General features: G+C 42.9%; 14 protein-coding genes. 8 read left to right on the forward strand and 6 right to left on the reverse strand.

Annotation, left to right across the window (positions count from 1 at the left end; genetic code table 11):
* Nucleotides 1–48: 48 nt before the first annotated feature.
* Together ACFSJY_RS16735 and glgC are read right to left on the reverse strand one after the other, a co-directional pair.
* Nucleotides 49–1,626, reverse strand: coding sequence for a glycogen synthase (locus ACFSJY_RS16735; RefSeq protein ID WP_386036908.1), 1,578 nt, complete (start codon nt 1,624–1,626; stop codon nt 49–51).
* The gene (gene glgC / locus ACFSJY_RS16740; RefSeq protein ID WP_386036911.1) at nt 1,619–2,923 is read right to left on the reverse strand and encodes a glucose-1-phosphate adenylyltransferase; all 1,305 of its coding nucleotides are present in this window, start codon (nt 2,921–2,923) and stop codon (nt 1,619–1,621) included. Before glgC ends, ACFSJY_RS16735 begins: the two co-directional genes overlap by 8 nt.
* Nucleotides 2,924–3,505: 582 nt before the next feature.
* Between glgC and ACFSJY_RS16745 the strand changes: the two genes are divergently transcribed.
* The 5 genes from ACFSJY_RS16745 (at nt 3,506) to ACFSJY_RS16765 (ending at nt 11,888) form a co-directional block, all read left to right on the forward strand.
* Nucleotides 3,506–5,323, forward strand: coding sequence for a tetratricopeptide repeat-containing diguanylate cyclase (locus tag ACFSJY_RS16745; protein WP_386036914.1), 1,818 nt, complete (start codon nt 3,506–3,508; stop codon nt 5,321–5,323).
* Between the two features lie 136 nt (nt 5,324–5,459).
* On the forward strand, nt 5,460–6,596 hold the full coding sequence (locus ACFSJY_RS16750) for a hypothetical protein (protein ID WP_386036917.1): 1,137 nt from the start codon (nt 5,460–5,462) through the stop codon (nt 6,594–6,596).
* Between the two features lie 13 nt (nt 6,597–6,609).
* A complete protein-coding gene (gene ovoA, locus ACFSJY_RS16755; protein WP_386038430.1) occupies nt 6,610–8,721 on the forward strand; it encodes a 5-histidylcysteine sulfoxide synthase in 2,112 nt (703 codons plus the stop codon).
* Nucleotides 8,714–9,853, forward strand: a complete 1,140-nt coding sequence (locus ACFSJY_RS16760) for a pyridoxal phosphate-dependent aminotransferase (RefSeq protein ID WP_386036919.1) — start codon at nt 8,714–8,716, stop codon at nt 9,851–9,853. The genes ovoA and ACFSJY_RS16760 overlap by 8 nt, the downstream gene beginning before the upstream one ends.
* Nucleotides 9,854–9,992: 139 nt before the next feature.
* Entirely contained in the window at nt 9,993–11,888 is a 1,896-nt protein-coding gene (locus ACFSJY_RS16765; protein WP_386036921.1) for a TonB-dependent receptor plug domain-containing protein, read from the forward strand.
* Here ACFSJY_RS16765 and ACFSJY_RS16770 read toward each other — a convergent pair.
* On the reverse strand, nt 11,885–12,202 hold the full coding sequence (locus ACFSJY_RS16770) for an STAS domain-containing protein (RefSeq protein ID WP_386036923.1): 318 nt from the start codon (nt 12,200–12,202) through the stop codon (nt 11,885–11,887). The genes ACFSJY_RS16765 and ACFSJY_RS16770 overlap by 4 nt on opposite strands.
* 184 nt (nt 12,203–12,386) lie before the next feature.
* Complete coding sequence (locus ACFSJY_RS16775) at nt 12,387–14,441, reverse strand: glycoside hydrolase family 97 protein (protein WP_386036925.1); 2,055 nt, start codon at nt 14,439–14,441, stop codon at nt 12,387–12,389.
* 194 nt (nt 14,442–14,635) lie between these two features.
* Here ACFSJY_RS16775 and ACFSJY_RS16780 point away from each other — a divergent pair, with 194 nt between their 5' ends.
* On the forward strand, nt 14,636–16,480 hold the full coding sequence (locus tag ACFSJY_RS16780; protein ID WP_386036927.1) for a tetratricopeptide repeat-containing diguanylate cyclase: 1,845 nt from the start codon (nt 14,636–14,638) through the stop codon (nt 16,478–16,480).
* Between the two features lie 162 nt (nt 16,481–16,642).
* Nucleotides 16,643–17,266: a thiol:disulfide interchange protein DsbA/DsbL gene (locus ACFSJY_RS16785; protein ID WP_386036929.1), complete on the forward strand. Its 624-nt coding sequence runs from the start codon at nt 16,643–16,645 to the stop codon at nt 17,264–17,266.
* A 104-nt stretch (nt 17,267–17,370) separates the two neighbouring features.
* On the opposite strand, the gene ACFSJY_RS16790 is transcribed toward ACFSJY_RS16785, so the two are convergent.
* Entirely contained in the window at nt 17,371–19,254 is a 1,884-nt protein-coding gene (locus tag ACFSJY_RS16790) for a glycoside hydrolase family 13 protein (protein WP_386036932.1), read from the reverse strand.
* A 21-nt stretch (nt 19,255–19,275) separates the two neighbouring features.
* Nucleotides 19,276–22,077, reverse strand: a complete 2,802-nt coding sequence (gene pulA / locus ACFSJY_RS16795; RefSeq protein WP_386036935.1) for a pullulanase-type alpha-1,6-glucosidase — start codon at nt 22,075–22,077, stop codon at nt 19,276–19,278.
* 40 nt (nt 22,078–22,117) lie between these two features.
* Between pulA and ACFSJY_RS16800 the strand changes: the two genes are divergently transcribed.
* A complete protein-coding gene (locus ACFSJY_RS16800; protein ID WP_386036938.1) occupies nt 22,118–22,285 on the forward strand; it encodes a hypothetical protein in 168 nt (55 codons plus the stop codon).
* The last annotated feature ends 21 nt before the right edge of the window (nt 22,286–22,306 follow it).

A 22,306-nucleotide genomic window follows, 5' to 3' on the forward strand; every position in this document is an offset into this window, starting at 1 on the left:
GTTGTCTTAATTGCAAGTCCCAATGTTTGAACTGGCCGTTGCGTTTGGCTAGCCGTAGAGCTTTTCTCTGTACTCTTTTATAACCTCTGGCCATTCAAATCGAGCTGATTTGGCGCTCTCAACCATGTTAAGCCATTGCTCGGGTGAATGACGTTTGAAAGCAAGCGCCTCCTCAAATCGTGTGAGCATATTCCTGACTTGCTCTTGTGGCGAATTACCGTAAAAAATAAAACCGGTTTTATTGTCGACGATAGTGTCATTTAATCCGCCCACTCCGTGCACAAAACATGGCTGACCTGCCTGCAATGCCAATAACTGACTAATGCCACAGGGCTCAAAAGAGCTCGGCATTAAAAACAAATCGCCGGCACTGTAAATGGCGTCTGAAAGTGCTGTATCGTAACCATTCAAAAAAAGAAAATTCTCTTTTTCAGCCATAGTTGCTGACATTGTTTGCGCCAGCGTTTTATCGCCTGAGCCCAGAATGACTAACTTACTATTGTAGTTAGCGAGCACATCCAAAAGTTTATTAATGGCTATTTCACCATCGACCTCTGTCACTAATAGAGCGACTTTTTGAGACGTTAAACGGCCGATACTGGTGACGAGTGTTTCATTTGGCGGTTTATTAGACTCCATTGAGGTTGACTGTTGCTTCCATTGCAATAGTCTGTCGGTAGCAAGTTGATGTGCTACCTCTTCAGCTGAGGACGCCGTGGCGCTTTTATGCCATTTCTTTAACGCTGAAAGTGCTGCAGTCACATAATCTCCCCATTTTACGGTCTCTTGATATTGAGTGCCGTTCAAAATACCCACGAGTCGTCCTTCGGCTTCAGCTTTCTGCAGGTCAAGCTCTAAACCTTCACCGCCAATAAAGCCTGCGGCCGCGTCAGAAGGTTTAACAATTTCTGTTGCATAGGTTGGCGATACTGCATGCACTTTATTTGCTAAGTTGATGGCTGCGCGTGTTGGGTTAATACAGTTCCGGTATCGAGGATCTATAACAGTGTCTTGCTCCAGCGGAAGTTCGGGAAACCATGCGCCTAAAGAGGACTCGTCGCCATGTAGTGGCCGGATCCCCTGAAGCGCTAGGTTATGAATTGTGTAGACAATCTGCTTCTGTATAAGCGGATGGTATTGTGGAGCAAAGTGAGCAAGCACCGGCACGAGTGCAGCGTGCCAATCGTGTAAATGTAAAATATCGATGCGCTCAAACCAGTGGTGAGTTACTAGCTCTGCCACACCAATACAGAACAAAGCGAATTTATTGGCGTCTGAAGCGAATGGCCGATTAGGGCCGTCATCATAATAGATAGTTCCTGCGCCATTTGCTGCGAAGTAAGGGTGCTCCAATACCCATTGTTGGACATGTTCATTACTCGTGCTAATAGCCAATCGGTAAAGGTCTAATTGTTCGGGTTTTCCTCTAAATGAAACTGAAACACTACCTACATGTTCAGCATAAGGCTGTGTGGAGTGGAAACCATAACTTGGCGTAATAACGTCTACGCCTTGTTGTTGTGTTGCTAAAAATTGGGGAACATCGCGAACGACATCGGCGATGCCGCCAACTTTGCCATTGGGTAATGCATCGTTTTCGGCGGCAACAAATAAAATATTAGCCAAGGCTGACTTCCTTAATTGCATTTTTAGCCATGGTTTTAGCAAGATAGTTCGCGATCATCTCGCGGGTGACTAGGACCACGCCTTTTTTCGTTACCCTAAAACCATTTTGTTTGTCGTGCTCGTGATTTACACCGACTTCGAGGCCTTCTGGAATTTCTACGCTTCGGTCAATAATTGCCTTTTTAATCACAGCACCGCGATTGATGACAGCACCAGGTAAAATAACGGCTTCGTCTATAAGACAAAAAGAGTGAATGCGTACTTTAGAAAATAACATAGAGCGTTTGACGGTTGAACCCGACACAATACAACCTCCAGCAACACAAGAGTCAATGGCAATGCCCCGTCGGATATCTTGGTCAAAAACAAATTTTGCAGGTGCAGTCTGTTCTTGGTAGGTCCAAATTGGCCAGTTTTCATCGTAAACATCCAGTTTCGGCTCAGGCTCTATCAATTCGATGTTTGCTTGCCAGAAAGAGTCCAACGTACCAACATCGCGCCAGTAGGGGTGATGATTTTCTGCTGGATCGGCAAACGGATAAGCATACACGTTATGCTTTTCGATAATACGTGGAATGATATCGTGTCCGAAGTCTTGGCTTGAGCCTTCAACTTTGTTTTCAATTTCGAGCTGTTCAAACAAGAACTCGGTATTAAACACATAGTTACCCATAGACGCTAGCGTCATCCCCGGCTTACCAGGAACCGAAGACGGATTTTTAGGCTTTTCGTCAAATCTGACGACTTTGTTTTCATCATTGACGGTCATGACACCAAACTGACCCGCAGCTTCTTCGGAAGGCACTTCAATACAACAAACGGTCATATCTGCATTACTTTCAACGTGCTGAGCGAGCAATGCGCCATAATCCATACGATATACATGATCACCCGATAAGATCATGACGTATTTGGGCAATTCATGGCGGATAATATCCATATTCTGGTATACCGCATCGGCTGTACCTGCATACCAACCATCACCATTTCGCTGTGATGCTGGTAAAATTTCAACAGACTCACCAAGCTCTTTTTTGAAATGTCCCCAAGCACGGTTGACGTGTCGAATGAGTGAATGTGACTTGTACTGGGTGGCGATACCAACACGTCGGATACCAGAGTTAATACAGTTTGAAAGAGGAAAGTCGATAATTCGGAATTTTCCGCCAAAAAATGTGGCGGGCTTTGCGCGCCAATCCGTGAGTTCGTGCAAGCGTGAGCCTCTTCCGCCAGCAAGAATTAAGGCATAAGTATCACGAGTTAAATTACTGATATAACGATTGGCGTAGGTCGGCATAGGTCCTCCATGGGGTATATGAACACAGTGTTCGAAACAACGAGGCAAATTGCCTATCGACACAGAGAAGTAAAAGCTAAGTCATTCAAAGCGATAGACATGACAAAACGATGAATTGCGCAAAAAAAGTGCATTGTGCGTTTGGCTGGTGCACCAGATTTGGTCGAATTAACGTAATACCGCCATTATGACGAAGAAGTTACAGCAACAAATACGAGCAAATTAATGCGTTGCATAATTTGCGCCTAGTTGAAGTGTAGTCAGAAATAACACCTCTTGCGATTGGGCATCGTTTTTTTGTTTTTGGTAGGTGATATGGTGACTTTTACTATAGAAAAAAGTGCCATCAACGACGGCAATAAAGTGTGACAGTATTTTCAAACACTACGATTTAAGAAACCTTTGCAAGCTTTATGTTTTGACGCAATAACATTAAATAATATAGGAATTTAAATCGACTAGACTGCTGAATATCCATGCTTAATTATGATACAGTAGCAGCGTATATTGCGTTCAAGGATGTTACCTTCTGTGTTGTTGAGGATTTTTGTTAGTTTTGTTTTGCTGATCTGCAGCCATGCAGTGTTGTCCAATTCATACACGGTTGAACATTTTAAATCGATCGCCAATGACGTGAACCGCAACCCTCACCCTGTTTATCTGCAACTTCTTCAAATTGAAAAAAATAAAGAACAACTGTCTGAAGATGCCTATCTTTGGCTTTTATACCGCAAAGCACATGCTGAGAATCTTCTGTACTTTCACAAAAAATTTGATCAAACGGTAGACTTTGCCCAAAAGCTCATAACGCCAGATACCGATATTGAAATTCAAGCGTCATTTAACATGTATGCGGGCATAGCCGCGCAGCGAAGAGGTGAGTTTTCCAAGTCTGTCAGTCTGACTGAACTTGCGATGGTGCAGGCTAAAGAAGCAAATCTTAATATTGTGTATACGCAGGCCAAGCATGAACTGGGTTACACCCGTTCGCTGACGCAACTTTATGAAACGTCTTTAGCAGACCTTCAAGAAGCTTATGTTGAAGCCTATGCGCTTAATGATAATTTTCTTATTGCGGTGATTAACGAAACCTATGGCGCGGTTTATGGCTATATGATGGAGTATGAGAAGTCGATAGAGTATTACACTAAGGCTCTCGACACGTATGAGCGACTAGGTTACAAACCTTATGTTGCTGAAGCGATATATGGCCTAGCCTCGACATTTCGCTATTGGAAAAAGTACGACTTAGCCGCTGAAAAATTTAATTTATACCTGAACCGCATTAGCTACACGCCGAACAAAGAAATTAGCTATTTTGGTGCTTATGGTTTAGGCATGACTTATGCGGAAAAAGGAGACTGCGAAAAGGCCATTCCGGTGATAGACAAAGCGCTGACGTTGAATGGTCAGGTAGATTATGACGCGGAGTTGTATAAAAGAAAGGCAAACTGTTTAATCAAGGAAGGTAAGTTTGCAGAGGCTGAAGCGAATATTGAAGCGGCGGAAGGCATATTTGCGACAATGCCTGAACTCACAGGTACAAAGTGGACATTAGAAAACTTAAAGCTGCGCGGTTTGCTTCATGCTGGAAGAGGCGAATATGAAGTGGCGTTTCATACCATTAATCAATATTACACCGCTCATATGGAGCATTTAATAGACAATTCTACGCAACAGTTAATCCGCGTTCGTGCTGCAATGGAGATTGAGCGACAAAATATAGAGATGTCATTACTGCAGCAGCGAAACAAAGTGCAGCAGCTTCAACTTTCTGAGCAAGCCTCGTCAAATCGCTTGCAAGTTTACTTTGCCGTTGGTGCTGTGCTGCTATCAGCAATCATTACGGTATTCGCGTTCATGCAATATCGTAGTAAACAGAAAATATTGGCGCTATCAATTACCGACCCATTATCAGGCATATACAACCGTCGTTATATTTTTGACTATTTAGATCGAATCACCTCGAATAATGAGTCAAAACAGGGTGATTTATCGATACTTCTGTTTGATATTGATGACTTTAAACGTGTTAATGACTTATACGGCCACCCGTTTGGTGATGAGGTTATTTGCCGAGTGTCGCAAGTTGCGCAGCAAACGTTACGTGGCGGTGATGTGGTTGGTCGTATTGGCGGTGAGGAATTTTTGTGTATTTTGCCAAGAGCCGATGTCGAACAAGCGTTAGTGATCGCAGAGCGCCTAAAAGAGGCTGTCAGTAGCAGTTTGTTTACTACAGAGCTTGGTGAGCAGGTTACGATTACTATCAGTGTTGGTGTGAGCACATATGGTGAAGCCGCAGTAGATAGGTCGGCAATGTATTTGCAATCTGATCAAGCGCTTTACCTAGCTAAACAACAAGGCAAAAATAAAGTTGTAGTGTTTGATGATAATCCATAATACGGATTGATTTGATTATTTTATTTGTGACAGGTTGTTGTTAACCTGAAACTAGTTTACCTTTTTTAAGGTCTTTGCAATCTAGATACACCGTTTGCTCGTAAACATGCCATCTTGAGAATGCAACAATTACATCATGAACCGGACGTCAGAACTCGCTAGACAAGCCATTGTCGCCTTTCAACAGCATATTGCCGCGCTTGGTTTTTGTCCTGCTGTGCATTTTGAGTTAGAAGGCTGTTGTCAGCTAGAGAACGGCCAACGTTTATCAGCAAAACACTTCGATTTTATCAACCGACAATTCAAGCAACGAAAAATTGCTGCCAAGTTAGTCGATGAATATTGGCATAACCAGTGGGAATATGTCTCAGAATTTGCTGGTCAAACGCCTCTTCAAGAAGCAGAATTTTTATCACTCGCCTTAAAACTTTTGCCTAATTTATTCGCCCGACAAGGGGTGAGTAAAACCCTGATTAAACCGGTAGTTTGGTCTGGCGATGATGGTCAAATGGCAATGGGCAGCCGAAGTATCTTTACTCACCATTCACGCGCTGTGCATATCCCCAATGCTATTCAAGTAAATGTCAGTGTATTCAGAAACGGTAAAAACCTAATACCACAGCAGGCGTTTGGTGAGTTACTTCAACGTTGCTTAATGAATACTAGCTTATCGTGTTGCCTACTTTATCTGCCTGAAGAAGAAGCGTATGAGCGACTGGCGCTTAAAACCAAGTATGGCTTAGCACAGGAGTTGTGTTCCCCTATTGATATATCAGGCGGACATCAAGGAAGCATTGCGCTGTACAAGGAACAGGGCAAACATAATCAGCCTATGGGCGTGAAAGTGCTGCTTGAGGATATCAATCAACAAGCATTATTGAGTGAGCAAAATTGGCAGGAGACTGCGCGTGTAGAGCACCGGCTCGGCGCAGCAAGTTTAGCGTATGATCCTTTCATCAATGTGGCTTTCACTCTAGCGAATGTTATTGATGCATTGGAAATATTTTGTGCTGATAAAAGCGAAGAGATCTTATCTGTAGCGGAGCGCGTAGAAACGCTTCCAACAAACATGTACCACGACAGTATGGGTGAAAGCGCCTACTCCTTGTTTGCACGTGAAACATGGTTTAGCGCACGCATAGAGAAAACAATCACCTGGCTAAATCAATACTCGTCGACATCGGCGCCGAGTGACCTAGGCACCCAACTAAAGCGTAGTATATTAACGACTTATCAACCGAGTAGCGCTGCTGCTCTGGTAACTGCGGGATAGCATAATGATGAACATGACCCAACCCCAACTAAAAACGCCGTTGCTGACGGGCGAGGATGCCACAGCAAAACGCGCAGAGTTAAAAGCGTATTTCCTCAATAGCTGGAACACTTACGAATCTTTATTTTCACTGATTAACAACGATGACGCGTTTTACAAACGGCCAGAGCCGCTTCGTCATCCGCTTATTTTTTATTATGGCCACACGGCAACGTTTTACATCAACAAACTGATGTTAGGAAAGTTCATCAATCACCGTATCAACGAAAAACTGGAAGCGATTTGTGCCGTTGGCGTGGATGAAATGAGCTGGGATGATCTCAATAGCGAGCATTATGATTGGCCGAGTGTTGATGAAGTACGAGAGTATCGTCAACAAGTGTCAGCGTTGATTTGCAAACTTATCGACGACATGTATTTGCCGTTGCCGATAGAACAAGATTCGCTGGCCTGGATCATATTAATGGGCAGTGAGCATGAGCGCATTCACCTAGAAACATCCTCTGTTATCATGCGCATGTTGCCTTTATCCGACTTAACGCCAAACGAGCATTGGAAAAGTTGTAGTGACAGTGGCACCGCACCTATTAACCAGGTGTTGGCTGTTGAAGGGAGAGATATGTCACTTGGTAAGCAAGCGACTGACCGCACTTATGGCTGGGATAATGAATATGGCCAGGCGACTATTTCGTTACCCGCATTTAAAGCAAGCCAATATTTAGTCTCTAACCAAGAATTCCTCAGTTTTGTTGAAGCTGGAGGTTATCAAACGCCGAGTTATTGGACAGAAGAAGGGCAAAAGTGGCTCGGTTATAAGCAGGCGAAAATGCCGCGCTTTTGGGTTGAAGATGGCGGCCAATATTATCAACGCAATTTGCTTGACCAAATGCCATTGCCGTTAAACTGGCCGGTTGAAGTCAATTATTTAGAGGCTAAAGCTTTTTGCAATTGGAAAGCTGCGCAAACGGGCAATGTTGTTCGACTACCAACTGAACCGGAATGGTATGCGATGCGAGACTTCATTGACGTTGATCTTGTCAATTGGAGTGAGGCACCAGGCAACACGAACCTTGAGTACTATGCGTCGAGTTGTCCTGTTGATCGTTTTGAAACCAATGGCTTTTTCGACATTGTGGGTAACGTTTGGCAATGGACTGAGTCACCTATCGATGCATTTGAAGGATTTGAAGTACATCCTCTGTACGATGATTTCTCTACCCCTACGTTTGATGGCAAGCATAACCTGATTAAAGGTGGTTCTTGGATTTCAACGGGTAATGAAGCGATCAAAAGTTCAAGATATGCGTTTCGACGCCATTTTTTCCAGCACGCTGGCTTTCGTTATGTTGAAGCGCAAAACGAAGACTTACCGATCATTCCTGTGAACAAATTTGAGAACAACACTGATGTCTGTCAGCAGTTATCCTCTCATTACGGGAAAGGGGCGTTAGGTTTTAAAAACTATCAAGTGGCGTTAGCAGAAAAAGTAAAACACTGGTTGTCAAAATACGATGCGAAAAAGACGAAGTTGCTTGATTTAGGCTGTTGTGTAGGCCGAACCAGCTTTGAGTTATCTCCTTTATTTTTGCACGTCGATGGTGTTGATTTTTCAGCACGATATATTCAACACGGCGTTCAATTGCAAACGGGTGAGAAAGTGCGCTTTGAAACCATCAATGAGGGCGATATTGTTGACTACCATGAAGTCTCGTTGTCAGATTTAGGCATAACGTCTGCTGACAACATTGCCTTTAGTCAGGGCGATGCGAGTAATCTAAAAGCGGTTTTCAACGGTTATGATGTGGTTATCGCTCAGCAGGTACTGGAGAAATGTTACGACCCCAAAGAATTTATGAAAGAGGCCACCTCTCGCATCAACAAATCAGGGCTACTTGTGCTTGCTTCGGATTATCAGTTTAACAATGAAGTGGCAATGAAAGAAAAGTGGCTGGGGGGGATTAAAGTTAATGGTGAAAACGTATTTGGTTTTGATGGAGTAAACTTATTGTTAGCCAATACTTTTGAATTACTCGAAGAAACAGAATTGCCTCAAGTCGTTGCAACCACTAAGCGCAATTTCAAAGTGAGTAACAAGCACATCAGTATTTGGCGCCATCGTGGCTGATAACATACCACCACATATTCGATATACTCGCCAATTCAACACTAAAATTTGGTGTAATCTCAGCCATTCATGTGGACAGGCAATTAGCCTGTCCAACTTGATAGCTATGGACCATAATAATCACTACAAAGCACTTTCAGAGCAACCGCTTGACTATGCGTCTGTGCAAGGGGATTCCAAATTACGAGAGCATATATCTCACTTTCATCAGCAAGCAAATCATCACCAAAGTCAGTTGAGTGCTGAGCATGTGGTGACGTTTTCTGGTGCACAAGAGGCATTAAAAGGCGTTTATTCTTCAATACTTCAACCAGGTGATGAAGTGGTGGTTTGTACGCCTAATTACCCTTCATTGACCGCAATGGTTTCAGAATGTGGTGCTACGTTAAAACCATATACACTGACGCCAGAAACTGATTGGCAAGTAAATATCAAAGAGTTGTGTGCGTTGGTGAATTGCAACACCAAATTGATCGTCGTAAACGCGCCACATAACCCGACAGGTCATCTCCTGTCACCCGAACAACAACGGCAATTGGTTGATATTGCAAAACAGTTTGACTGCTTTTTATTGAGTGATGATGTGACCCAAACTGTGACAGATAATAAACGGATAACCAGTCATGCCTATCTCGACTATGAAAAGTCTATCGTAATATCAGTGATGTCTAAAGCATTCGGGTTGGGGGGCGTGAGAATTGGGTGGGCTGTAACTCGCTATTTACAGCTCATTGAACGCTTAGTCGCGTTTAAGTGTCAAAGCAGTATTTGTACTTCAGCAGTTGACGAAACGCTAGCGCTTATTGCATTCGATAACGGTGAATCCATTGTTGCTGAAAATCTCCGGATATGTCACCGGAATCAACAGGTGTTTGCTGAATTTATAGAAAACAACGACCTGTTTCAGTGGTGGCAACCGGCGGCTGGCTTTTTATCGGTTGTTGAATGTCTGGCACGAGAGTCTATCGATACATGGGCTCCAAGGTTTACCGGACAAACAGGCGTGATGTTATTGCCGCTATCTTTATTTGGAGTAAAGGGAAACTTCTTTCGATTAGGTCTAGGACAGCAAAGTTTCGCCGAAGGGTTAGATGCATTGTTGAACTTTAGTCATTCGGAATTATCTGCATAAGCTTACAATGGTTCGTACAGAACACGACTAAATGCATAGTAACTGCGTTAAAAAGCGCCAACCTTGCTGGTGGCTTTATCGTCTTTTCGCTAAAATGCCGCCACATTCAATTTCAAATGAGAATTGGCCACACTAGGGTATGATTTCTCGCACGTCTTTCGCCTTTGTTTTTAGTCTTTTTTTCACTCCTATCGTTTATGGCGAAGCGGACATTGAAGTCGTCGAAGTGCGTGCAAAGCACAGTACCCTACTAAGTAATCAAGTTATTGATCGTAATATCAGTGCGCTTGAACTTTCACTGCCTTCTACGGTGAAACCTACTGTAGCCGATTGGTTATCCCAAAGTCCAAGTATCAGCTTAAATGGTCAAGGTGGCTTGTTTCAAAGCTACTCCATTCGCGGATTTAGTCGCGCACGTATTCGAACTGAGGTTGATGGTGTCCCCATTATTACCGATAGGCGAGCGGGAAATTCAGCGTCATTTATTAATGCATTTTTTATCGAACGTATTGATGTGCAAACAGGCCCAAGCGCGACCTTGTATGGTTCCGAGGCAATGGGCGGTGTTATCAACCTTGTATCAAAAGATATTGGCGCTAAAGCCATTGGTGTTTCGACTCAGGATAACGATAATCGCACGCAAATAGCGGGTTTTTATGGAGGAGAAGATGAGTTACGAGGTTTTCAGCTAGGTTTAGCGTATCAACATGCTGACAAGGCAAAGTCTGGAAATGATGCCCCATTAAATACTGCTTTTGAGCAATTGTCAGGGCTTGTCAAATATCAACAAAGAACGCCTGATGTTGTCGTCGATTTCAGTTGGTTACCAAGCTTAGGCAACAATGTTGGCAAGAGTTCTAGCCAATATCCTGACGACCGCATTGTGACCTATCCCGAAGACAATCATAGTGTCATGCAGGTGACATTACTTGACCCTAATGCATGGCAAGTACAGTTTTATCATCACTATCAAAATTGGGATACCGACACAATTCGCGTCGACAATCGTCAAAACATTACTCAATACCAAAGCCACACTATTGGTGGCAACGCTATCATCAACGTTTCACCTTATACAGAGGATTTGAGAATAGGCGTCGATGTCCTTTCACGCCGCGGCGTTGATATCAAGGAGCGAGAGTTATCGTTGGCTGGCGAGTTAAACTTTGCTAAAACGCTGGTTGATGGTCAACAAGATAATATTGCATTGTTTTCTGAAAAATACTGGTATGTAAACAATTGGCAGTTTAATGCAGGTATCAGGTATGACTATATTAAACAAAAGCAGTTAACCAATAACCAAACGCAAAGTGAAAACCAAATCAATGGCAGTATCAGTGCGTTGGGCAGTTTTTCAAATCAACAAACCTTGCAGCTAGAATTAGCGTCTGGATTTAGGTTTCCAACGTTGTCAGAGTTATTTTTCGATGGTGAAACACCACGTGGTACAACCCTTGGCAATCCAGAGTTAACACCTGAAAGAAGTATTGGTTTGCAAGTGAATTGGCAGCTGCCACTATCGCCCGTCGCCACGCTAAATGCATCTTTATACGGTTATCGGGTCGATGATTATATCGAGCGTTATAGTATTGACGAAGATACTCGAAGTTATCGAAACCTCGATAAGGCTGATATTTATGGTGTGGAAATTAGCGCACTTTGGCACCTTCACAATAACCTGTCGATGACATTTACAGGCCAGTATCAGCAAGGTGAAAACGAAAATGGTGATACGCTTGATGACCTTATGCCACCAACATTAGGGTGGTCGACACATTATGATTGGCAAGACTTTACGGTCAATAATCGTCTTGATTATCGCTTCGAACAAACAGACATTGGAGCAAGCGAGATAAAACGCGAGGGTTACTTATTATGGCAGGCAAGTATTTCCAAGCTGATAACTGACAGCATTCGTTTAAGCCTTTACGGCGAAAACCTCGCTGATGCAGATGAGTTCAGTACAGCTGATGAAGATGCGCCACCTATCATGGGGCGCACCATTGGACTGAAGCTTGATTGGCAATTTGATTAGTGTTTCAAACCGTAGCTTAAATTAAGCTGCTTACCAAGGCCCGCAATATCAAAAAGCCGCCTGACTTCTTCCGAATGCGCATTGTTAAACGTTATCTGGCATCTGTGCTCTGTAGCGAACTCTTTTAACAGCAATAACATGGCAATGCCAGACACATCAATATCGTCAATTTGACTCAAATCTACGTGTGCTGATTTAGCATTATCAATATATTTATAACAGTCGGTGAAAGCTTCGTAGTCAGAAAAAAGAAGTGACCCTGAAAGGCCTAGCGTGACCTGCTGATTACCACTGGAATAGGTGCGAACTTGCATATTGTTACCTCTACTGCGTAACAATCCTTTGTATATCGTTAACCTTTAATTACATTTATGGGTGAGAGTCTATCGGCTCGAGACCAGTATAACTACAAATAATTTGGAGGTGTTACAAAGTAATGACTGGTCAGCGCAGTGCTGCGTCACAAGGTGTGACGCAGCTTATTGGCGTGAGGGTATACTAGTCTAGTGCTTTGAAGCGAATAGCGGTGCCACCGCTTGTTGCTAAGCTGAGCGTAAGTGTATCTTTAGCTGTTACATTTTTCTGCTCAATTGCAATGTCATAGGGATTATTTTTCCATTCCGCTTTTTCGCCATCGCGATAAATTTGTGCCTCATATCGTTTTTCTGGCGATAAGAAATCCAGTGCAATATCGATGTTACGCGCTTGCTCATCAGTTAACGCGCCTAAGTACCAATCTTCTCCGTTACGCTCCTTGCGTGCGAAAACGACAAAGTCTCCGACTTCGCCCGCTAAAGCGATACTCTCTTGCCAATCAGTTGGTACATCACGAATAAACTGGAAAGCAGGTAAGTTTGCTTCATAGTTACGCGGTAGATCTGCTGCCATTTGAATAGGGCTGTAGAGTACAACATAAAGTGCGAGTTGCTTTGCAAGGGTGGTTTGTGGACGGTTTGTTGTATCGCCAAGACCATTAAAGCTCATATCAAATATGCCAGGGGTGAAGTCCATTGGGCCGCCCAGCATGCGTGTATACGGCAATATGGCAGTATGCTCTGGCGGGTTAGGTGGGTTGCCCCAAGCATTGAACTCTTGGCCGCGAGCACCTTCACGAGAAATCCAGTTAGGATAGGTGCGACGCAACCCCGTAGCCTTTATAGGTTCATGCGTATTGATGCTGATTTTACGTTTTGCTGCTTCAGTAATTGAATGTAAGTACTCATTTACCATGAACTGTCCGTCATGCCACTCAAAGCGTACGATGCCTTGGTCATCAATACGCTTGATATCGCCACCATCTGCAACGTAACCGGTTTTAATTTGCCGGACACCATGCTGTTCATACAAATCATAAGCGTCCGTCATTTGATTACGATAATTAGTAACGCTGCCTGAAGTTTCATGATGACCTACCAAGCGAACACCTTTTTCTAAACCATAAGCTGCAACTTTGGGTAAATCAAAATCATCATAAGCTTTGGTAAAACTGAATACATCACCATTGTGGAACCAGCTGCCATCCCAACCCGTGTTCCAGCCTTCGACTAACACACCTGAAAAGCCGTATTTTGCTGCGAAATCCATATATCGCATTGTTTCACTTGTTGTTGCGCCATGCTTTTCGCCGCTTCCCCAAGTGTTTTCATTGATGTGCATACCCCACCAAATGCCGACGTACTTTCCTGGCTCTACCCAGGATACATCGCCAAGTTTGTTGGGTTCATTTAAGTTTAGAATCAAATCTGAATTAAGTAAGCCAACGGCGTTAGCGGCGACTTGTATGGTTCGCCATGGTGTTTTAAAACCGCCGGTGGTTTTGACTTTACTGCCATCAGACCAAGGCGTCAGATCGGCTTCGAATTGACCAAAGCGCCCTTGGTTTAGTGTCATTGATGCATAGTCGACTAGTGCGGCCTCATGAATACTGACATGTACACCGTTATTATTTTTAAACGTAAAAGGTGTATGCACTCGGTCAATGCCGTTGAATGTCGTGGTGTTGTATACATATTCATAGCGATTCCAACCGCGAGATGGAATCCACCAAGCTGTTGCCTGCTCAGCATGGGCAATATTGAACTGAGTATTTTCGCTAGTGATCTCTATATCATTTGTTAGTCCTGGCTGTTTAGGGACTTCGTAACGGAATCCTAAGCCATCGTCAAACAGGCGAAATCGTACCGTATACGTATTGGCTAGGTCACGCTCAGAGGAAAACTCAATAGCAACTTCATTGTGATGATCTTCAACATTGAGTCGCTCACCCCAAGGTAGTTGCCATGTCGATTGGTGTGCATTTTTTTCCACTTTGGAGATAGTGAAACTGCTATCAAACGGCGCAGATTGCTTAAATGCCATCCCTAACGATGACGTGGCAATTACGGGGTTTCCCATAAAAGATAGCTGGTAACTAGGGTGTTGGTTATCGCTTACCGTAAGTACCAAGTGGCCGTCTGGAGATTTCAATTCAATAGATTTGGCGATGACATGATGACTAAAAGAAATCGACGTTAACGCCAGCCCGGTTAGGAGATAGGTGAATTGCCTGTGCATGATGTATCCCTTTTTCTTTTTATTGACACCAAGCTTACAAATGCCTCAGCAATAAAGCATTAAATCTGCATACGTATTCAACTGATATATTGATGTTGATGATGGAAAAGGGCATTAGCAGACAATGCGTTTAGGAATTGTGATAAGCAACGCGTTATACTTGTTGTGTATTGTTGTGTTTATGTTGGTGAAAGATGTTCAGAGTTGTCGCCTTAGTGTGTGTGTTAATGTTGTCGATAACGGCCAAGGCAACGGGCTTTGTTGAGCTCGAGCGACAAGCAAATGGTATTGAAAAAGCGCCGGAAAAGCTCAGTTTTTTACTTAGTCAACAAAGCCAGATTCAACAATTCTCGCCACTTGAACAAGTTAAGTTTTGGCATTTATTGGGTATGACGCAAGATCAAGCCAGTAAAGTTGATGCAGCATATGATTCATTCACTCGCGCGATAGCGCTTTTCAATCAGTACAAGCTACCACTGAGTGTTGAGCTTCCTCTGGCATACATTGAACGATCATATATGCAGTACCTGAAAACTTTTGATCCTGTTGATTATTGTGGTGACAGAACGGAGGCGCTTCGTCTGATTCGACAGTTACCGCACGAAAGCGAGCTGTTAATAAAAATATTGGTACAAAATGCCTTTTGTTTCAGAAGTGAGCCGGAACAGCTCAGACGTGGTTTAGCGCTACTTGATGAAGCGGTCGATATAGCAACACGAGACAATGTCGATAAAAACCTCTATTCGATGATTTATAATGCTTCAACTGACTTGTATTTGAATAATCAGTTGTTTGATAAAGCTTATGAATTTGCTGAAAAAGCTTACAATAATTGGGCCACGATAGATGACTATGCAGATATGTTCAACATGCAACATACCATGGTCACTATATCGTTACAGCTTATGGATGTAGAGCGTGCTCAGCAACATGTCGATAATTTGTTCAACATGGCAGAAGCGCATGTTGAGTTTAAAGATTTTGCTTTTTTTGCCTATTTTAATCGTGCCAAAGTGGCTTTTGACCAAGGTAAATATAAAGAAGCACAGGCCGCCTATTTGGAGACCCTCGCTAGAAAAGGCTCAACGAGTGAAACGTATTTTGTGCGATATTCCTATGAGCGATTAGTACATGCATTTTTTATTTTAGGGCAGCATGAGCAAGCTAAATCTTGGTTTGAAATCTATCAAGAGGCGTTTCCTGAGAGTGATTTTATTCACAAATCAGCATTGGCGATAAAACAGTTTTATGCAGGCAGTGTTGATGCTAGCTTTGTGACACTACTGACGACGCTTGATAGTCAAAAGAATCGTTATCGTTATTTTATTAGAACCTCGAACGAAGCGGCAATGCTAGTAAATTCTCAGAACTTACTGGCGCTTGATAATCAAGTCCTTCAACAAGCTCTAGAAATTAATCGATTAATGCTCTCAGAGCAAAAAAGCCAAAACCAAGTCATTTATCTGACGCTGTCGTTGGTTATCGCTGTGCTTGCCGGCGCACTGTTGTTTATTAGTTATCTTGTAAAAACAAGGCGAGCGTTTCGACATCGCGCTCAAACGGATTATTTGACTGGTATTGCTAATCGCCGCTATTGCTTTGAGATTGGTGAACAGCTTATGGCTGAGCAGGGGAATCAAGACAGTCCAATTTCTGCGATTTTGTTCGATATCGATCATTTTAAGAAAGTAAATGACACTCTTGGGCATGACGCTGGCGATAACGCCCTTAAAATGGTGGTTGAAAAAACGAAGCAAACACTAAGAAAATTTGATGTTTTTGGCCGAATAGGTGGGGAAGAGTTTCTTGTCCTTTTACCGAATACCAGCAAGCAACAAGCGATGGAAATTGCCGATAGAATTAATAAAAATGTCGCAACCTTAACGCTAAATCAGGGCAATATTTCAATGCCTTTGTCGATGAGTGCTGGTGTTGTTGAATGTGCGCTAGATGAAAACTTAGATCAGGCAATAGCAAGGGCTGATAGCGCGCTTTATCAAGCAAAGTCAGCAGGCAGAAATCGTGTTATTCAAGCCTAGTATTTTGGCTTTTTAGCGGTCACTGGTTAACCTGTTTTTCACATAAGTGTGTAAAAAATACACGTTTTTCGTTTGATCTATCAGTTTTTTGACATAAAATATAAAAAGGTAGGCACGAAAAATGCTGATGTTCCTGTAGTTTTAGGATAAAAGGATTTAAACATGCCGTTAAAGCTGTTTTTACTTGCACTTGTAGTAACTTTTCTTCATTTCCCAACCCATGCCCAGGAGTTTATCGAGGGTAAACATTATCGTGTGCTCGATACACCAAAAGCAAAGCAAAAGGAAATTCGAGAGTACTTCTCGTTTTATTGCGCGCAGTGCCTCAGCCAAGAAAGCTTTATGCAAGATTTGGAAAAAGGCATGCCTCGACGCGCCAAGTTCATCAAGAACCATGTAAGTGGCGTGACAGGAGCAAACCCAGAAATTGAAAACCTGCTAACGAAGGCCGTGTTAACCGCAGAAAAGATGCGTATGAAAGATAAGGTGATTAAAGCTATCTTTGAACGTATTCAGCAGAAAAAACAAGATTTCACGTCCGTTGATGATATTCGCAACTTGTTTATTTCATTGGGCGGCAGTGAGTTTATGTTTGATAGCACATTCAATAGTTTTACGATGGATATGCAACTTGAAGAAATGCAAAAGTTGACGGAGCAAGTCAGAAACGCCGGTGAAAAGGGAATGCCTTTACTTGTCGTCAATGGCCGTTATAAACCGTTGACTAGCCGTATAACAAGTATGGGGCAGTACAAAGAGTTGATTTATTTCCTCTTAAAAAAATAAGCAAATAATTCTCAAGAAAAAGGCCAGCATAGCTGGCCTTTTTTGTTTCTATTTAGATTGACTCAGATAGTGCCAATAATGTTAACGCCCTATAGCTTAATACATTAAAGCACCTGAAAAATGGTTGCTGTTTTAGCTGGCATTACCATCGTTGATTCAAGTTTCACAGGTTTTTTATTTAGTACTGGAATAAGAGACTTAGCTTTGCCCAGCATCGCATTATATTTAGACATATCTAACTCCGTATCTTCGGTATTTTTGTTAATTACCACCATATACTTAGTGAACTTGTCAAAACGGAAATAGACGTAAACGCCGTTTTCGGGTGCATAATGTCGTAATTCTCCGGTATGAATGGTTGGCGCATTTTTCCGCCAATTAAGCAATTTCTGCATAAACTGCTGAGCGGCTTTTTGTTGATTCGTCAACCCTTTACCTGTAAATGCGCTGACTTTATCACCAGGCCAACCACCGGGAAAGTCTGTGCGAATAACACCATGGTCTGTTGTGCTAGGATTACTCATCAATATTTCCGTGCCATAAAAAATCTGAGGAATACCGCGAGTTGTCATGAGATAAGTCATGGCCATTTTGAATAAATCATAGTCTTCGTTTAACTGGGTGAAGATACGGCTCATGTCATGATTATCTGGGAAAATGACAAGGTTTTCAGGCGCTGCGTACAAGAAGTCGTTAGCTAATACTTGGTATAGCTGGTTAAGACCCGTATTCCAAGACTCATCATTATTGAGGCTTTGCACAAGTAAGTCTTGCAAAGGGAAATCCATGACACTAGGCAAGTAAGACACATAATTATCATGGGTTTTAGCACCTTTTTGCCAATAAGCGACAATGGCTGGGTTGGTCGACCATTCTTCGCCCACGATGTTAATGTTAGGGTATTCATCGGTTACGCGCTGAGTCCACTTTGTCAAAAACGCTTTATCTGGGTAAGAGTAGGTATCAACACGGATACCTGATAAATTCGCGTATTCTATCCACCAAAGAGTATTTTGAATCAGGTAATTAGCCATGTAGGGGTTACGTTGATTCAAGTCAGGCATTGTTGGTACGAACCAACCATCGCTGAATTGTTGCTTATCACTATCGACCGCATATGGATCATGAAGCGCTTCACGCTTATGGTTTGTGCCAATATAGTCGTTGCCTTGATTGTTGTACCAATCGTTCGTCGGTAAATCGTTGTGCCACCAATGCCCAGAGCCACTGTGGTTTAACACCACGTCAATAATAAGCCCAATTCCACGCTTTTGCGCCTCGTCAGATAGCTTTTTATACAGGGCGTTGTCACCAAAACGTGCGTCGATGTTGTAGAAATCTGTCGCAGAATAGCCGTGATATGAATAGGTCTCCTGGTTATTTTCCACTACAGGGTTTAACCAAATTTGGGTGTATCCCATATCTTCGATGTAGTTGAGGCGATCAATAATACCTTGTATGTCACCGCCATGACGTCCACCAGGCTTTTGGCGGCTTTTACCTTCAAGCAATTGCGGCACCTGATCGTTTTTTGGGTTGCCATTGGCAAAACGATCAGGAGTAATCAGATAAATAACGTCTTTGGCGCTGTAACTGATTTCAGCCGCTGGGTTTTTATTTCTTGCCTTGAGTTGGTAGGGGTGTGTGAGGACAACCTCATCACCCTGTAAAAATTCAATATTGAGTCGATGAGGCTGGACGTTGTCTCGAATCACAATATCGAGGAAAAGGTAATTGGGATTGTCGACCTTGTTCGACTTTTTCAAAATCACCTTGTCCGATTGAATACGTGGGGTTAAATCACTTATCTTGTTACCGTGAACCAGCAATTGAAGCGACTTATTATTCATGTCAACCCACCATGAGGTAGGCTCTAAATGTTCAATTTTGTAGTTTGTAGAGGCTGCTTTCGCACTGGTACTTACACACAGAATAGCGAGTGCGCCAATCGAGATAACAGCCGTTTTTCTAAAAATATTGCTTAACATAGTTAGCCCTTTCAAATATGACTACTTTACGAATACCGCTGTGGTAAACGCTGGAATAGTAAAGCGACCACTTTGGAACTGGCTTTGCTTGACTACATCATCAGCACCCTCGCGCTGTTTAGGGTGCAATATAAAACCACTAGCGCCGTTGACCGTGAATGATTTTTCGTTAGGTGCACTGTTAAAGAATACAATGACTTGCTGGTAATCGTCAGAAATAGTTTTTCCTTTGCTGTCATCAATGTGCATCACAATTAAGCCATCTTGTTGCGATGAACCGGTGTTCAAGAAACGCAATTTATCAATTATTTGTGTCTCTTCAGTCATGCGTAGCAGTTTGGTGCTAGTACGCACTGCTAAGAAATCAGCAAATACTTTAGCCGCTTGCTTGATATCCGCACTATTTGGCATGTCTCTGCCTTCATTCTTATCAATTAAGTAAGAAACAAGTGGCCAATTCGCTTTGTCTTTTTCGGCTGGCGGTAGTCCCACGTGGTAGTAGTTTTGTTGCTTGGCAAAGTCAACACGGTTGAACCAGTCGCTGTAGTCATAGCTGTCGCGCAGGTATGATTTCGAGCGCAGCAACTCAGAACCCATATGTAAGAACGGAATACCTTGCGCAAGTATTGCGTAAGACAAACTCTGGTTGTGTAAACGAATACGCTCTGCTTTAGTTAAATCTATCGCATTGCGGTATTGATTGTTATCCCACAGCGTTTGGTTGTCGTGCTTAGAAACATAATTAACGGTGTCTGCTGGATCTTGTGCGTAGCCTGCAGGTTGATCACCGTATGGCACGTCTTTACCTGTTACTTGTTTATCATTGCGATCTTGTAATGGAAAATCCGCTAAGTTTGCAGCCAAGCCTACACGAAGCTGATCCATTAATAGGCGATAGTCGGGGGCATTTGCTTCATTGCCGTCATTTAATTCATTCGGGTGCACTTTTAAGCCATTACCAATACCTTGATTACGACGAATATCATCACCTTGAACGCTGATGCCTGGACCACGTACAGCGTCACGCAAGCGGTCAGTAAATGTACCTATTTCAGTACCACCAAGCTCTAGCTGTGTTGCTTGCACAAATTGTTGATTGTTCGCAACTTCACCAAAGTTCCAACCCTCACCATAAAAGTAGGTATCAGGATCAACGGCACGAACTGCTTCTCTTGCTTTTAGCATGGCAGCTTTTGGTTGGTGGCCCATCAAGTCAAAGCGGAAGCCATCAATTTTGTAGTCACGCGCCCATACCACCAATGAATCTATCATCAGTTTTTCCATCATTACGCGTTCCGTTGCTGTGTTGTCGCAACATGTAGACTGCTCAATATCACCAGTAAGTGGGTGAAGGCGCTGGTAGTAATTGGGTACGATTTTATCGAGTACTGCTGTTTCTTCCAATCGTGCTTTGTGAGTGTGGTTGTACACCACGTCCATGATGACGCGAAAGCCTAAATTGTGAAGGTGTTGCACCATTTCTTTAAATTCAATAATGCGTGCTGTACCGTCAGGGTTTATCGCGTAGCTGCCTTCTGGCACTGTGTAGTGGAATGGATCGTAACCCCAATTATATTTATCGAAGGTTTTTAATTCAGTAACCAATGCTTGTGCATCACCGCTCATCGGTTCGAAGCTTTCTAATACTTGCAATAACTTTAGGTTATTATCTAATTCTTGAGTGCATACGCTAACGGTAGGCACTTTTGCGCAAATGTCGCCGACAGTCGATTGTAAATCGAATGCTTGGCCTGGCGCTTCGTTAACTGTACCGATATCAAATACAGGCAACAAATGAATGTGGTTCAAGCCAGCTGCTTTTAAATCGGCAACGTGATTCATGGCGTCAGAGCTTTTTTCTGTAAACGCTTTGTATTTGCCTCGATGAGCTTCATCAGAAAGTTGTTTATCTGTAGCGCTGAAGTCGCGAACATGAACTTCGTATAGAATGGCATCTTCTGGTGCGTTCAATGTTGGTTCTTGTTGCGCGGCCCAGCCAGCTGGCGTTGCATAGTCACTATTAAGGTCAATAATTTGTGTATGAACGCTGTTTGTAGACAGGCTCAAAGAATATGGATCGGTAGTAACGATGTTTTCCACTTTGCCTGTTGCTGGATGGTAAACGGTTATATCGTATTGATAAAACAACCCTTCCGTATCTTTCTCAAGTTCGGCCGCCCAAGTACCTGAACTTTCGTCAAATATCATTTCAACGGCAGGTATTTTATAAGGTGTTTTGTCTTGATTAAAAAGCTTTACAGAGACTGATTGGGCAGTTGGCGCCCAAAGCTTAATAGATACTTGATTAGCCTTAACTACCGCGCCAAATTCAGTGATTTCATCGGCGTCGTTTTCCCCTTTTGTATATAGGTCGTCTAGCACTTCACCTGTTTGCACATAGGCCACTGGTTTTGGCTGCTGGTTGCTCGAATCGTATACGTATAGTGCATGCTTTAGCCATGCTTTAGCGGTGTCTTTTCCTATATCTACACTAAATGCTGAAAAATCTTTTAAATGAGGATGTTTTTTTAGTATCCAGCTAGGCATCTCTTGTGGGTTAAGAGCAATACTTTGCTGTTCATCGCCAGCATTAACCGCTAGCCGATAGGATTTGTCACTGTCAGCGTTAGCTAATAATAGTGTCTGTTGTGTTAGCCAGTGCGCACTAAAATCGGAATGTTGTTCAGCGATTTCAATAGGTGCGCCAGCAATAATTTTGTTGCTAGCGTGGTTGTCAGTAACAGGTTGGCAGGCTGCAGCTAAAAGCACTAAGGGTAAAGAAAGTAGCGTCGTTTTTGCTATGGTTTTTTTTCTGTGTCGCATGATGTTTTCCGAAAATTCCCCAGTCGTCTGTGCCATACTTTTGAAAGAAAGCACTGGCAAAGCCGTTGTTATTGTAGTTGCTTATAATGGTAAAAGTTCTTCGATCCAAAGACAGCGCCTGCATACGTATTCAGGTCATCAAGGCGTAACAGAATGGTTAAAGCTGTCGCAAACCGCAGGTGATATTCCTACAATGGCGCCCAAATAATAACGATCAAACAGGCAGGAA

The organism is Thalassotalea euphylliae, assembly GCF_042682785.1.
In the GTDB taxonomy this organism is placed as follows: Bacteria; Pseudomonadota; Gammaproteobacteria; order Enterobacterales; family Alteromonadaceae; genus Thalassotalea_F; species Thalassotalea_F euphylliae.

Excerpts from the sequence above, each read along its gene's own strand:
- pulA (WP_386036935.1), bottom strand. The coding sequence starts at position 22,077 with ATGCGACACAGAAAAAAAACCATAGCAAAAACGACGCTACTTTCTTTA.
- ACFSJY_RS16790 (WP_386036932.1), bottom strand. The coding sequence starts at position 19,254 with ATGTTAAGCAATATTTTTAGAAAAACGGCTGTTATCTCGATTGGCGCA.
- ACFSJY_RS16775 (WP_386036925.1), bottom strand. The coding sequence starts at position 14,441 with ATGCACAGGCAATTCACCTATCTCCTAACCGGGCTGGCGTTAACGTCG.
- glgC (WP_386036911.1), bottom strand. The coding sequence starts at position 2,923 with ATGCCGACCTACGCCAATCGTTATATCAGTAATTTAACTCGTGATACT.
- ovoA (WP_386038430.1), top strand. The coding sequence starts at position 6,610 with ATGACCCAACCCCAACTAAAAACGCCGTTGCTGACGGGCGAGGATGCC.
- ACFSJY_RS16785 (WP_386036929.1), top strand. The coding sequence starts at position 16,643 with ATGCCGTTAAAGCTGTTTTTACTTGCACTTGTAGTAACTTTTCTTCAT.
- ACFSJY_RS16750 (WP_386036917.1), top strand. The coding sequence starts at position 5,460 with ATGAACCGGACGTCAGAACTCGCTAGACAAGCCATTGTCGCCTTTCAA.
- ACFSJY_RS16770 (WP_386036923.1), bottom strand. The coding sequence starts at position 12,202 with ATGCAAGTTCGCACCTATTCCAGTGGTAATCAGCAGGTCACGCTAGGC.
- ACFSJY_RS16765 (WP_386036921.1), top strand. The coding sequence starts at position 9,993 with ATGATTTCTCGCACGTCTTTCGCCTTTGTTTTTAGTCTTTTTTTCACT.
- ACFSJY_RS16780 (WP_386036927.1), top strand. The coding sequence starts at position 14,636 with ATGTTCAGAGTTGTCGCCTTAGTGTGTGTGTTAATGTTGTCGATAACG.